The sequence below is a fragment of the Mammaliicoccus fleurettii genome (assembly GCF_003970575.1).
In the GTDB taxonomy this organism is placed as follows: domain Bacteria; phylum Bacillota; class Bacilli; order Staphylococcales; family Staphylococcaceae; genus Mammaliicoccus; species Mammaliicoccus fleurettii.
Map to the genome: position 1 here is coordinate 39,648 of NZ_RXWZ01000051.1, position 14,274 is coordinate 53,921.

General features: G+C 32.4%; 13 protein-coding genes. 2 read left to right on the top strand and 11 right to left on the bottom strand.

Features of this window, described 5'->3' with window-relative positions; translation table 11 throughout:
• Positions 1–63 precede the first annotated feature (63 nt).
• The 7 genes from CD129_RS04845 to CD129_RS04875 all read right to left on the bottom strand — a co-directional run bounded on the left by CD129_RS04845 (position 64) and on the right by CD129_RS04875 (position 8,040).
• Positions 64–795 carry a phosphoadenylyl-sulfate reductase gene (locus CD129_RS04845; protein ID WP_078357903.1) on the bottom strand — a complete coding sequence of 244 codons (732 nt, stop codon included), beginning with the start codon at positions 793–795 and terminating at the stop codon, positions 64–66.
• A 225-nt stretch (positions 796–1,020) separates the two neighbouring features.
• Complete coding sequence (locus CD129_RS04850) at positions 1,021–2,643, bottom strand: BCCT family transporter (protein WP_115337043.1); 1,623 nt, start codon at positions 2,641–2,643, stop codon at positions 1,021–1,023.
• A 406-nt stretch (positions 2,644–3,049) separates the two neighbouring features.
• Positions 3,050–3,739 carry an LrgB family protein gene (locus CD129_RS04855; protein ID WP_078357905.1) on the bottom strand — a complete coding sequence of 230 codons (690 nt, stop codon included), beginning with the start codon at positions 3,737–3,739 and terminating at the stop codon, positions 3,050–3,052.
• Positions 3,736–4,119: a CidA/LrgA family protein gene (locus tag CD129_RS04860; RefSeq protein ID WP_115337042.1), complete on the bottom strand. Its 384-nt coding sequence runs from the start codon at positions 4,117–4,119 to the stop codon at positions 3,736–3,738. The genes CD129_RS04855 and CD129_RS04860 overlap by 4 nt, the downstream gene beginning before the upstream one ends.
• Before the next feature lie 467 nt (positions 4,120–4,586).
• Entirely contained in the window at positions 4,587–5,471 is an 885-nt protein-coding gene (cidR, locus tag CD129_RS04865) for a cidABC operon transcriptional activator CidR (RefSeq protein WP_115337041.1), read from the bottom strand.
• Positions 5,472–5,506: 35 nt separating this feature from the next.
• Entirely contained in the window at positions 5,507–6,841 is a 1,335-nt protein-coding gene (locus CD129_RS04870; protein WP_115337040.1) for a sodium-dependent transporter, read from the bottom strand.
• Positions 6,842–6,981: 140 nt separating this feature from the next.
• The gene (locus CD129_RS04875) at positions 6,982–8,040 is read right to left on the bottom strand and encodes a YkvI family membrane protein (RefSeq protein WP_243832013.1); all 1,059 of its coding nucleotides are present in this window, start codon (positions 8,038–8,040) and stop codon (positions 6,982–6,984) included.
• 201 nt (positions 8,041–8,241) lie between these two features.
• On the opposite strand from CD129_RS04875, the gene CD129_RS04880 reads away from it, so the two are divergent.
• Together CD129_RS04880 and CD129_RS04885 are read left to right on the top strand one after the other, a co-directional pair.
• Positions 8,242–8,679 carry a VOC family protein gene (locus tag CD129_RS04880; RefSeq protein ID WP_160149108.1) on the top strand — a complete coding sequence of 146 codons (438 nt, stop codon included), beginning with the start codon at positions 8,242–8,244 and terminating at the stop codon, positions 8,677–8,679.
• Between the two features lie 64 nt (positions 8,680–8,743).
• Positions 8,744–9,610, top strand: coding sequence for a nuclease-related domain-containing protein (locus CD129_RS04885; protein ID WP_115337037.1), 867 nt, complete (start codon positions 8,744–8,746; stop codon positions 9,608–9,610).
• A 507-nt stretch (positions 9,611–10,117) separates the two neighbouring features.
• Here CD129_RS04885 and CD129_RS04890 read toward each other — a convergent pair.
• Genes CD129_RS04890 through CD129_RS04905 form a run of 4 tightly spaced genes read right to left on the bottom strand, consistent with a single transcriptional unit; the run spans position 10,118 to position 13,981 of the window.
• Positions 10,118–11,086 carry a sugar phosphate isomerase/epimerase family protein gene (locus CD129_RS04890; RefSeq protein WP_115337036.1) on the bottom strand — a complete coding sequence of 323 codons (969 nt, stop codon included), beginning with the start codon at positions 11,084–11,086 and terminating at the stop codon, positions 10,118–10,120.
• 23 nt (positions 11,087–11,109) lie between these two features.
• Positions 11,110–12,153: a Gfo/Idh/MocA family protein gene (locus CD129_RS04895; RefSeq protein WP_078358580.1), complete on the bottom strand. Its 1,044-nt coding sequence runs from the start codon at positions 12,151–12,153 to the stop codon at positions 11,110–11,112.
• Between the two features lie 17 nt (positions 12,154–12,170).
• Positions 12,171–12,887, bottom strand: a complete 717-nt coding sequence (locus CD129_RS04900; RefSeq protein WP_107510045.1) for a ThuA domain-containing protein — start codon at positions 12,885–12,887, stop codon at positions 12,171–12,173.
• Positions 12,888–12,904: 17 nt separating this feature from the next.
• Positions 12,905–13,981 carry a Gfo/Idh/MocA family protein gene (locus CD129_RS04905; RefSeq protein WP_107510046.1) on the bottom strand — a complete coding sequence of 359 codons (1,077 nt, stop codon included), beginning with the start codon at positions 13,979–13,981 and terminating at the stop codon, positions 12,905–12,907.
• Positions 13,982–14,274: the final 293 nt, after the last annotated feature.

Sequence of the window (14,274 nt, forward strand, 5' to 3'; positions counted from 1 at the left end):
CATATAGGAATAGTATGTTTTATACTTAAAAAAAGACTATAAAAAATCTTTTAATGAGATACTTTATTTAGGCTTACTATTTGCTGTATGCAAACCACATTCAGTTTTATTAAAATTATTCCATCTTCCTTCACGTGAATCCCCTGAAGACGAAACTTGTGATGTACAAGGTATACATCCGATACTTGGATAATTGAAATCATGCAATTCGTTATAAGTTAAATCATGGCGTTCCATATACGCCCAAACATCATCCCATGTCCAATAAATTAAAGGACAAACTTTAATAGATTTAAATCTTTCATCTTTATTAATAAAGTCAGTGTTTTGTCTACTAGGTGATTGTTCTCTTCTCAATCCTGAAACCCAAGCTGTCGCACCAGAAAGTACTTCTTCTAAAGGTTTAATTTTTCTTATATAACAACATTGGTTTGGATCACTTGTCCACAAAGCTGGTTCATATTGATCAGCTTGCTGTTCTAATGTTAGATCTGGTTTTTTTAATTCGATATTCAACGAAGGATATCTTTCTTTAACACGATCAATTAAGTCATATGTTTCTTGAAAATGTAAATCCGTATCTAAAAATACGATTTTCGCATCTTTTTTAACTTTTGAAATTAAATCTATCAAAATCATACCTTCTGCACCAAAACTACATGAATATACTATAGAATCTCCATAATGTTCATAGGCCCATTTTATGATTTGATAAGCACCTTTAGTTTCATCATCAATATTAATGTCTTTAAAAGGATCTGTGTCAAAACGTTCATAAGTCAACACTTCTGTCATGATATACAACGTCCTCCTTATGTTTATTTCTAAAGCTTTTCTATCTAAAAACTACCTAAAAAACGATAAAATATTTTAAGCAGATAGGATTACTATGAAATAATAAATTATGCTCATTAGCATACCCGATACAAAATATGATGTCAACATTTCTTTTTTAATTTTCAGTTAATTTTACAAATAAAAAAAGTTCGTAATTCATCTGAATTACGAATTTTTTTCAATCTATAAATTATCGTCTTCTTTTTTCTCACTTACTTGAACAATCCTTAATGAACGTCTTTCTACTGCTTTTAGTTTATCTGCACGTTCCTCTAATTTAATCCGATCACCATTTAATGTTCGTATAAATGAAATCATCATCATAACAAATATTATGGTTAAGGGAACACTGGCTAAAATTGAAGCTGTCTTCAATACATCCAATGCTCGTTCTCCACCTACCAACATTAGGGAGAATGGTAATAAACATAAAGCGAAAGCCCAGAATAAACGATTTGCTTTTAATGGTTCATCGATCACTTTCTTTTGAGTTGCTGCTGCTAATATATAAGAGCCTGAATCAAATGTAGTAGCTAAATATAAGAATGCTGATATTAAGAATAAAACAATCATCGCTTTTGGAAACGGTAATTGATGCATTACTTCTATAATAGTGGTTTCTGCACTATGCTGATTCAAGAATTGAATGACATCAAACTGGCCTGAAATTTGTAGAAATACTGCATAGTTCCCAAAAATACCGAAGAACAATACACAACCTAATGTTCCATATATAATTGTCCCTAAGACAACTTCTTTCAAAGTACGTCCTTTAGAAATCCTTGCAATAAACAGACCTATAAATGGTGCATATACTAACCACCATGACCAATAGAATATCGTCCAATCTTGAGGGAAGTTCGTCTCTTCTCTTTTCCCAATTCCACCAAACGGTTCTAACCAAGTAGCCATTTGGAAGAAGTTTTTAAGCATATTACCAAACCCTGAAACAGTCGTTTCCATTATAAATACTGTAGGACCAACAATAAGTACAATACCTAAAATTAAGAAAGTTAACCAAACATTAATATCACTTAATTTTTGTATGCCTTTTTTAAGGCCAGTATACGAACTAAATGCAAATATAACTGTGATGATCAGTAAGATTACACTTCTCATGACCATATTTTCACCATCTAGTCCGGTTAACCTTTCAATACCTGCTGAAATTAATGGCACACCAAGTGCTAAAGATGTAGCAGCACCACCGAGCAAACCAAAAATAAATAAAATATCGACAATTTTGCCTGGTAATTTGTCTGTTTGTCCTTTTAATATTGGTCTACACGCCTGACTAATTTTATAAATTGGTTTTTTCTTAACAAATACTAAATAACCAATAGGCAGTGCTGGTAACACATATATAGCCCAAGCAATTGGACCCCAGTGGAACATGCCATACATCGTTGCAAATTGGAGTGCTTCGTCAGTCATACCACTTGCACCATATGGCGGTACTTGATAGTAATATGCCCATTCAATTACACCCCAGTAAAGTATATCTGAACCTATACCTGCGCAAAACAGCATAGAAATCCAACTAAAATTATTGAACTCAGGTTTGTCACTTGCTTTACCTAAAGTTACATTCCCATATTTACCAAACGCTATGTATAATACAAACGCAAAAACAATTAGACCAAGTGTTAAATACCAAGGACCTAATGTATTGGATATTATATCATTAATACTTGTTATCACTTCTTGACTAGCTTTCGGGAAAACCATCATTGGTATAACTGCGATAAGCAATACAGCTACAGTCCCGTAAAATGTCCACCAGTCCATTACTTTATGTTTCTTCACTTCTGAACACTCCTCGTTGTCGATTAATGTACATCGTCAATATAATCACTTTTAATGAACACGATGATTTAAATCACATTGAAGACACTATAGAACTTTTAATAAAAATGCAAATTACATACAAAGGTAATTACGATTATTTATGAATAAATATATATAACGAAGCATTTTTAGCGATTGGAAATATTGCTATAACAATTGTGTTAAGTTATAATTTAACAAACTAAACAAATATTTTTTACTTTCATTTAGTATATTTATACGTAATTTATGAATAAAAATTTATATAAAAATATTTTTCATTACGTCGTTTTGTTAATAAAAATTTATATAAAAATATTTTTCATTACGTCGTTTTGTTAATAAAAAAAGAAGTCATGGAAATTTCACACCATGACTTCACATTCTAAATATATGTCGTAATTAAGTACATGACCGGTAACATAATTGCACTTAAGACTGCAGTCAATATCATACCTATTGTACTAAATGCTCCAGCTTCAATATTAGCCTCTAATGCTTTTGCTGTTCCAAATGCATGTGAAGCATTTCCATAAGTTAACCCTTTCGCTAAATCACTTTTAAATCTAGCTTTACTTATATAGAAATTACCTAATATACTGCCAATCAATCCAGTCGCAATGATAAACATGACAGTTAGTGTATCCGTTCCACCCATTTGATGAGAAACCTCTATCCCAACAGCTGCTGTCATAGATCTAGGCAATATCGTAACAATAGTCGAACTAGGATACCCCATTACATAAAGCACACTATAAATAACAATAAAATTAACCATAATACCTGTTAATACGCTCGTTATAATAATCTTAAAGTTTGCGACAATTAATTTTCTATATTTATATAAAGGATACGCTAAACTCACAACAGAACAATCTAAAAATTGATGTATCCAAGAGCCACCCACCATATAGTCCTTATAGTTGAATCCTAGAATAAGTAATACACTCACAATCATGATAGAAGAAATGAGCGCTGGGTTAAGAAGAGGATGTTTATACTTCAGTTGTAATTTCTTAGCGATTATAAAACATGCTAGTGTTAAAAATATCATCGTAATTGTTTTTATAATCATGCTGTTTTCTCCTTATCTTTTTTATTTAACTTTAAAATCTTTTCACAAACATAACCTGATGACAATGCAACTAAACTCGTACTTACAATCAATAAAATGACCATAATAATGTAACTCAGTCCAATTTGATCAGCGATATCCATTACACCTACAATTGAAGGTACAAAAAATAGAATCATAACATTGATTAATTTATTAGCTCCAACCTCAATCCAATGCTCAGGTAAAATACCCGTTAATAGTAAGAAAAACAGAAACCCAAGACCAACAATGCTACCTGCAATCGGTATATGCAGTATCTCTTGTAGCCATTTCCCAACTTGCGTAATTATATATATCAAAGACACTTGAAATAATATCTTTATAAATAGTTTCACCATATAAACACAACCCTTTTAATAAATCGTTATAGACATCATTATATGACCATACGAACTATTAATAAAATACATATTATCGATTACACACATTCCGATTTGGAATAGTTAGTCTAAAACATAGCCTGTTATTGTAATGAACAAACTGATTTGATATAAAAACCCCCGAAGTTAGGCAAAAGTCTAACTTCGGGGGTTCTCTTAAATTTTGATTGTCATTCTTATGGTGATCTTACTGGCAGAATTACGAATTGTGCTCCTTAGCGACAGCACCTCTTACAGACATTTCTCAGAATTTTGTCCCTTACAACACCTCTTACGGTCATTTCTCAGAATTTTGTCCCTTACACTACTTCTTACGGACATTTCTCGGAATTATGTCCCTTACACTACCTCTTACGGACATTTCTCAGAATTTTGTCCCTTACAACACCTCTTACGGACATTTCTCGGAATTTTGTCCCTTATGCTTATTTCCTATCTAGGTAGTCTTTTAAAAATACTATCCATTCTTTTGTAACTTGATTGACGTAAGCGCCTTTTTTCCAGATGAGGCCTAAGTGCCAATATATTTTCTCACCTTTCAGCTCAATCATTCTGACATCTTCACTCATTTGTTCTGCTATACTTCGAGGTACTATTGATAGCCCGAGTCCTCTTTCTATCATATTGCTTATAAATGTTAGCTGGGATATTTTGGCTACGGTTTTTGGATAAAATCCTTCTTTACGACAATTTTCTATAATCATATCTCTTAAGTAATAATCGTCATGAAATAATACAAATTCTTCTTCTCTCAGTTCACTAATTGAAACTTGTGATCTCTGTGCGAGTTTATGTAATTTGTTTACGACTAAAAATAGTTCTTCTTTATACAAGGCGACGCTATTATATTTTGAGGAGTCTACTGGCAATGTCGTCACGCCAATGTCTACTTCATCTTTATTTATATAGTATTCTACGGCTTTACCGCCACCTTCAGTAACTTCATATGTGACGTTTGAGTATTTTTTATGAAAATTTTCAAGACTATCTGTTATGAGGTCAACTTTTATCATGGGTGATAATCCTAATCTTATATGCCCTCTTTGAACGTCAAAAATATCATTAAGTTCTAATGTTAAGTGATCAAATAGTGTTAAAAATTCTACGGCTTTTTCATAAAAAACTTCTCCCGTATCCGTCAGTTTAATATGTTTTTGTGAACGGTCAAAAAGTGTGACTTCAAATTCATTTTCAAGATTTTTAACTGCTTTACTTATTGTTGATTGTGCTACAAATAAATGTTCTGCAGCTTGTGTCATACCACCATTTCTGACAATCTCCACAAAATATTTTAACTGTTTAAATTCCATTTCTAGCACCTCTTTTCATGGATGTCATTACAAAATTAAAGCGAGAATATAAATACTATAATGATAATGATAGGTATAATATATCTCATTAAGAATTTCCATAATTTGAACCATTTTAGAGATAATTGATTACCAATTTGAAATTCTTTTTTCACAATTGCTTGGTCCATCCTAAATGAGATGAATACTGCAATAAGCAAACATCCAATTGGAAGTAATATATTACTCACTAAATAATCTGTTGCATCGAATATAGATCTTCCAAATATAGAAACATCTGCTAATACATCATATGATAACGAAGAAGGTATACAAGCAATAAATGTAAGTAAGCCAAGTATCCATACGATTTTTGTTCTAGATCTTTTGCCTTCTTTTTCTAAAGCAGAAATAATAATTTCAAACTGACTGAACGATGAAGTCAAAGTAGCAAATAAGAACAATAGTAAAAATAAAGTTAAAAATATTGATCCAAATGCCATTTGGCTAAATACATTAGGCAATACTATAAATAATAAACCTGGACCTTCTGCTGGCTCTAAAGAAAATGCATACACAACAGGGAAAATAGCCATACCTGCTAATATTGAAACTATAATATTCATCGCTGATACTGACGCAGCTGATGTTGGTAGACTCTCCTTTTTACTTAAATAAGAACTATATGTAACCATGCATGAAAATCCTACTGCTAATGAGAAGAATGATTGGCCAAGCGCATATAAGACACCTTCTGCTGAAAAATCTTCAAAATTAAAACTAAAGAAGAAAGATAGCCCTTCAGAAGCACCTTCTAAAGTAACCGCTCTTATAACAAGTATAATGAAAAAGATAAATAATAATGGCATTAAAATATTATTTGCTCGTTCAATACCTTTTTTAATTCCAAAGTTCAATACGATAACATTCATTAAAATAAATACAAATACACCAATCAATACAGTGAAAGGTTGTCCGATAATTTGTTCGAAGACTTTACCATAGTTTGCATCATCTGAAATAAGATTACCCGTTAAACCTAGTGCCGTATAAATCGTTATCCAACCACCTACAACACTGTAGAACGATAATAATAAGAAACAACCGATTACGCCAAGTCTACCAGTTATTCTCCAAGGTGATTTTGGCGCTAAAGAATCATAAGCCGCAACCGCCTCTTTACTCGTAGAACGCCCGATTATAAACTCTGATATTAACATTGGTAATCCAATAAATAGTGTAAATATAATAAATAATAATAAGAAGGCTCCACCACCGAATTGACCAGCAACATATGGAAATTTCCATATAGCCCCTATTCCGATTGCAGCACCAGCAGATGCCATAATAAAACCTAGTTTAGATGACCATTGATCTCTTTGATTATCCATGTTATCCCTCCATTCATGTCTATTAACTCTTTATTGAAGTATATCGTATAATTGTAGACTACACAGTAATAATTTAATGATTTTAACAATTAAGGCTGAGACAATTAATTTGTCCCAGCCTCAACTCTTGAAAAATATATTTAAAGTTCCTTTTTACCAAATTTCATTTTAAATGGTGCATAAATTAGTACTAAGATTAATACTAACCCTAAATAACCAATTAACGGATAGAATATTGCAACTAAGTCTGTAAATCCTACGGAGCTTAATCCTAAACCGACTATGACTGATACTATGTAAAATATTTTAAATGAATTTGTACCTACAAAAGTAAATCTAGAAGCAAATGCATAAAACATTCCCAATCCAGTATTAAATATCATACCAAATATCACAATCGCCATAAACACACCTAAGATAGGAGAAATTTCATTTACAATACCTAACATCGGCATATCTAGATCTCCTACTGTATCTAGTTTAGAGAAAATAGCTAAATGACTTAATATAATCATGACACCTAATGCAAGTCCACCTAATAATCCACCCATACTAGCGATTTTAGAATCTTTTTCAGCGCCACCCATAACAATAGCCATTGATGCACCTACTGCAGTATTAAATGATGCATAATTAATACCAGCTATAAACCAGTTTGGTAATGTAGAAGAGTATGAGTCAGATATTTTATTTAACTCAGCAAACGATGTATCTACTGTGAAGAAACTATAAACTGATATAATTACAATAAAGACAATAAGAAATGGTGTTATGTTTCCGATAACTTTAACGACACCTTCTACTTTCAACATACCTGCTAAAAGAATTAAAACCGTCATAATTAATGTACCGATAATAGGTGCTAAACCAAATTGTTGGCTTAAATTCGAACCTGCACCTGCTAACATTACGACACCTACACCAAACAGTGTAAAGATAATTACTAAATCAATTGTCCAACCGACTATACTTCCAAAAGCTGATTTACCAGTTACTTTATGTATAACTTCTTTATGTGAATCTGTCTTCATTTTACTTCCGAGCCAAACTAGCATCATACCTACATATGCAAACAGTGCTGTTGTTATGATACCTCCAAATATCCCCATAACCCCAAAACTCGTAAAATACTGTAGAACTTCTTGGCCAGATGCGAATCCAGCACCTACTATGACACCTATAAAAGCACTAGCTATCAAAAAAATCTTTTCATAAATCTCACTCCCCTTAAATATACTATATCAAAGTTTAGTTCCGATTTTTCAATATTCAACCTATTTTTAGAGAAGAAAGACAATTATTTGAAATCGTTTTCATTTTATGATTTAATTTATTAGTTTAAATAACAATTTCATTATATAATGACAAATAACTCATAATCTAAATTGGAGATGTATAACATGAAATTAGAGAAAATGGACCATGTAGGAATTGTCATTGAAGATTTGGAAGAAGTTAAGCATTTTTTCAAAACTTTAGTTTTAGAATTAATTGGCGAACAAAATGTCAATGGTGAGTGGATTAATAACATATACGGAGTCGATGCAGTAGAAGCAACAATTGCTATGATGAAAGTCCACAATGGAGAAACCGCAATAGAGCTTATAAAATTCCATAACCAAGTAGAGACATCTAATGAAACTAAATACTTCCCCAAAAATATCGGTGCCAGTCATTTCGCATTTGCAATTCAAAATATTGAGCAAGTTGTCGAGAACTTGAAATCAACATCATCAAATATAATTGGAGAAATCATTCAATACGAAGACCTATATAAACTATGTTATATAAAAGGACCCGAAGGCATTTTTGTAGAATTAGCAGAAAAACTTAAGTAAGTGATGTGTTTGTATTTGAAAGATGAATGATATATAATAATTGTAAAAAATTAGGAGGTTTTAAATGGGTTTATTATCATATTTCAATGCGGTTAATAATCGCATTGAACAAAACGAAACAACTAGAGAGATTTATAGACAGATGAAAGGAGCAGAAGGAGAAAAAATTGTTAAAGCTATCTTAGATAAAGATCATACACTAAGTTATGAGTACAATGTCCAACTATATATTAAGAACACAATTCAAATTGACTTTTTAGTAGTAGATGATGATAAGATTTTTAATTTGGAAGTTAAGCACTATAAAGGCGACTACTATATTGACGATAACCAAATAAAAAATAATTACGGCAATATATTTCCAACTCCATTTCAACAAATAAAAAGAACCGAATTTGAACTCGAATTCGTAAAAGCTAAACTTAATATCAAACGTAATATCGAATCTTACCTCATATTTACCAACCCAACTTTTACACTTCACTCAGAAATCCCTAATCGAAATCAAGTCTTACTTCCAACAGAACTACACAAAATACCACAGTTATTTAAAATTTATAAAATCGAAGAAAACAAATCTATTTTAAATAAAATAAATACTATAAAACAAGATTTTTCACAAATCTATCCTAATCAATTAGCCCCGTTTAATAAAATAAAACCAGGATTAAGATGCCCTCATTGCAAAAAAGTAGGTCATATAAGATTAGATAACCGTATGAGACATGGGACATGTATGTATTGTTCAGCAACAACCCCAAGACAATTATTATATATAGAAAACTTGAAAGAATTATACGTATTAAAAAATGGACCATTTACTTTAAAAGAAGCGGAATACTGGTGTGGTGGAAAACCACATGCTATCCGAAATATTTGTAATAGTCACTTCAAAAAAGAAGGACATCACAAAAATTACTTTTCATTATAAATAGTGGTTAATCTATGTATTGAGTTGACTCTTCGATTAATTAACGAGTTAATCTACAACTTATGCCATTTCTTCGATTAACTACTGAATTAATCTACAACTTACACCATCTCTTCGATTAACTACTGAGTTAATCTACAACTTACACCATCTCTTCGATTAATGGCCGAGTTAATCTACTACTTACACCATCTCTTCGATTAACTACTGAGTTAATCTACTACTTACACCATCTCTTCGATTAACTACTGAGTTAATCTACAACTTACACCATCTCTTCGATTAACTACTGAGTTAATCTACAACTTACACCATCTCTTCGATTAACTACTGAGTTAATCTATAACTTACGTCATCTCTTCGATTAACTACTGAGTTAATCTATAACTTACGTCATCTCTTCGATTAATGGCCGAGTTAATCTACAACTTCATAATACACCACCAAATATCCAACTAAAAAAACATGACTTCTGCCCATTTTTATAAGCTGAAGTCATGTTTTTCATTATGCCCACCAAATATTATCTAGTGATTCGTTGATATTCACTGTCTGTAAGTTATGTGCTGCTTTTTGGAAGCCTTCTTCTACTGACATTATAGGATCTTCATGTTCTATACTTACGACATAATCATATCCATTTATTCTTAGTGCACTTATAATATCTCCCCATACTTGTGGGCTATGTCCATAACCGACTGTTCTAAATGTCCATGCTCTTGATTGGACTGAACTATATGGTTGCATGTCTGTTAATCCATACATATTGACATTTTCTTGATCAATATAAGTATCTTTTGCATGGAAATGATGTATTGCACCGGCTTTACCTAGTATTTTAATTGCTGCTATTGGATCTATACCTTGCCACCATAAATGACTCGGATCTAAGTTAGCACCTATTGCATCATTTGTTGCTTCTCTTAATTTCAACAATGTATATGGTGTATGTACTGAGAAACCTGCATGTAACTCGATACCAATTTTGACATTGTGATCTTTAGCAAATTTAGCCGCTTCTTTCCAATACGGGATTAGTTTTTTCTCCCATTGCCATTCTAGTATTTCAGAATAAGCTGTTGGCCAAGGTGTCACTGGCCAGTTTGGATGTTTCGAATCTTCGTCAGATCCAGGTACGCCTGAAAATGTATTAACAACTGGTACGCCTAGGATTGAAGCTAATTCGACTGTTTTAATAAATGTTTCATGTGCTTGTTTAGCATGCTCTTTATCTGGAGAAACTGGATTGTCATGACAACTAAAAGCACTAATTTCCAATCCTCTTTGTGTAATTGCATTCATAAACTCTGTTCTTTTATCTTCATTTTCTAGCAATTCATCTAAATTACAAAAATGATTACCAGGATTTCCTCCAGTACCAATTTCAACCATCTTTAATCCAGAATTTGCTACATGATCTAACATTTCTTCAAACGTTTTATCTTGAAAAAGCACTGTAAATACACCGACTTTCATATGTAACACCCCTTATAAATTTATTAAGACTCTATTCTTACACTTCTTCCCTCTTCACTACTTTGATAAATAGCATCTATTAATGAACTTACACGTCTTGCTTCTTCAGGCTTCACAACTAAATCTTCTAAACCTAAACAGCTGTTTACAAAGTTTAAAGATTGTCGTTGTGCTGCATTATCTTCATTATGTTCAGCGTATGCTTGTTCATTAAAAAATGTTCCAAATCGAGGTTGATATATTTCAAACGGATATACATTTAGACCGCCATCAACACCAGACATGCTTAAATGAATTTTATCTTCTTTAATATTTGCTGACCATGAACATTCAAATTGCATTGTTGACCCATCTTCAAAAGTGATAAAACTAGACACATGATCGTCTACTTCAAATGTTTCGTAATCAAATGTTCCCCAGTCATTTATTTGGTTTGGTGTTTTGCTTAATCGATTATAAGTCTTACCTAACACTTCCACCGGTTGAGCATCTTTTTGTAACCACATAGCAAGATCTAATAAGTGGCATCCATAATCTATAAGACTGCCTCCACCTTGAAGTTCTTTATTAGTAAAGACACCCCAACCTGGTACTTTACGTCTGCGTAATGCCTGTACTCTTGTTACGAGCGCATCTCCAACTACACCTTCTTCAATTGCACGGTGAGCTGTTATTGCCGCATCTGTAAAACGATAATGATAACCAATTGCTAGCAATTTGCCAGAACGATTTGCCGCTTCAATCATCGCATCACATTCTTTACGATTCATTGCCATTGGTTTTTCACAAAATACATGCACACCTGCATTTAAAGCAGCAATACTGATTTCAGCATGGAATTTATTCGGCGTACATATAACGACAGCATCTACTTGTTTAAACATTTCATTATATTCCTCAAAAACATTCGTAATATTAAATTCTGAAGCTACTTTTTCAGACAATTCATAGTTAATATCTTGTACGCCTATTATTTCTACTAAGTGGTCTAATTTTTTAAAAGCTGGTATATGTCTGTTTTGTGCAATTCCACCAACACCGATGACACCTAATTTTAGTTTATTCATATTAGAAGTCTCCTATTTTATTTTTTGCTAATTTTCTCAAGAGGTTGTGCATTACCATATTGATGTTTAGGTGTATTTCTATTACACGCCCACTCAACTGCATTTTTAATAACTTGTTGAATTTCTTTATTATAATAAGTAGGATAGCTTTCATGACCTGGTCTAAAGTAGAAAATCTTACCATTACCACGCTTAAATGTTGCACCACTTCTAAAGACTTCTCCACCTTCAAACCAGCTTATAAATACTGTTTCATCTGGTGCAGGTATATCAAAATGTTCACCATACATCTCTTCTTTTTCTAACTCTATATATGAGTTGAGACCTTCTGTAATAGGATGTGTCGGATCTACTACCCAAAGTCTTTCCTTATCGTCAGCCTCGCGCCATTTTAAATCACACGTTGTTCCCATTAAGCTTTTAAAGATTTTTGAAAAATGACCTGAATGCAATACGATTAGACCCATGCCATCTAACACACGTTGTTTCACTTTAGTTACAATTTCATCTTTCACTTCATCATGTGCCTTATGTCCCCACCATATTAATACATCTGTATTAGCTAACACATCATCAGTTAAACCATGTTCAGGCTCATCCAATGTTGCTGTCTTAACTTCATGATTCTCACCTAAAAATTCTGCTATAACATTGTGAATACCATCCGGGTAAACAGCTTTAATTGTTTCACTTTCTACTTCATGTCTATATTCATTCCATACAGTTATATTCATTTTAATATCCCCTTTTATTAATCGAAGTATACAGCTTTACCTGTTTTTGCTGATTGATAAAGTGCTTCTAATATTTGCGTGATTACCATAGCTTCCTCTGGTTTAACAACTGGTTCAGTGTCATTTACGATACTATCAATCCAGCTACGCGCCTCTACTTCTGCCTCATCAACAGTTTCACCTTCATAAAAATCTACACCTTTATTTTCTAACTCTACATTTGTAGTGTATAAAGAACCGAACTCTTCACCATGAATTCTCAAACCGTCTTTCATATCAGCGCCACCTTCAGTACCTGAAAGTGCACATTTTGCTTCATCCACTTCTAATGAATTCAGCGCCCAACTTGATTCAAGAATAATTGTAGAACCATTTTTCATTTTAATAAAACCGAATGCGGAATCTTCAACTGTGAATTTCTTAGGATCCCATGGTCCCCATGCATTTGCAGCATTTTCCTTTTTGCCAAGCTTATGGAAAGTTGAGCCCATTACAGATTCAGGTTCATAATTATCCATCATCCATAATGTTAAATCTAAAGCATGTGTTCCAATATCAATTAAAGGTCCACCGCCTTGCTTTTCTTCATCTAAAAAGACACCCCAAGTAGGTACAGCTCTTCTACGTATAGCTTGAGCTTTACCATAATAAATATCACCTAAGTCTCCACGTTGTGTAGCTTTACGTAAATATTGACTGTCAGGTCTGAAACGATTTTGATAACCAATCGTTAATTTTTTACCATTACGTTTAGCAGCTTCAATCATCTCTTTCGCTTCTTCTGTAGTCTTAGCCATAGGTTTTTCACACATCACATGTTTACCTGCATCGAGTGAAGCAACCGTTAATGCTTTATGAGAACTGTTAGGTGTACATACGTGAATAACATCTATATCATCATTTTCCAACAATAATTTATAATTTTCGTACACTTTTGCATCATTTGTACCATATTGTTCTGCAGCAACTTGAGCTTTTTCAATTTCAATATCACAAAAAGCAACAATATTTACTTCACTTATCTTCTGCAAACTAGGTAAATGCTTTCCATTTGCAATACCACCGCAACCAATGATTCCAACATTTAAACTCATACGTACAGCCCCTTTTATGTATTTATAATAATTTATAGTAATCGCTTACATTAATATTCATATAACTATGATAAAATAAAAAAGTTCAAAGACCAATGAATAACCCTCGTAAAGACATTTATATCTTACATCTGAATTTATTTTCAAAGACTGAAAATATTTTTAAATATTACCACACAATGAAAAGAGGCTGAGACAATTAATTGAGCTGACCCCAATTTGTGGGAATAAAATAAAAACACTTTCGTTGAATTCATATTAAAATGAATTTATACGGAGGTGTTTTTTCTATG